The organism is Pseudomonas sp. 2822-17 (genome assembly GCF_002742485.1).
Lineage (GTDB): Bacteria > Pseudomonadota > Gammaproteobacteria > Pseudomonadales > Pseudomonadaceae > Aquipseudomonas > Aquipseudomonas cyclaminis.
Genome location: NZ_LJRZ01000435.1, coordinates 1 through 321, shown reverse-complemented (window position 1 = coordinate 321; position 321 = coordinate 1). Strand labels below are relative to the sequence as shown.

Annotated in this window: 1 protein-coding gene; it reads left to right on the top strand. The window is 38.3% G+C overall.

Annotation, left to right across the window (positions count from 1 at the left end; genetic code table 11):
• The coding region (locus AOA60_RS15345; RefSeq protein WP_218240663.1) for a DnaB-like helicase C-terminal domain-containing protein at window positions 1-321 on the top strand (321 nt) is incomplete at both ends.

Genomic DNA, 321 nt, shown 5'->3' with positions numbered 1-321 from the left:
CTTAGATATTTTCGAAAAGGCTGAAAATGGAGTCGTTAAAACTGGGTTACCATCTGGATTTAATGAATACGATCTTTTAACAAATGGACACGGTAAAGGTGAACTAATTATTGTTGCAGCTAGGCCATCGGTTGGTAAAACAGCGTTCGCGTTAAATATGGCTGGAGGACATATGGACAATGGTGCTTTTGGTCACTTATATTCACTGGAAATGGACGATGAAACTTTTTTAAACCGTATGATTCAAGCCAGGGGAAGAATCAATTCAGAAAAAATGAGGAATCCAAAGCAACGGTTTAGTTCCGATGAATGGGATAGATA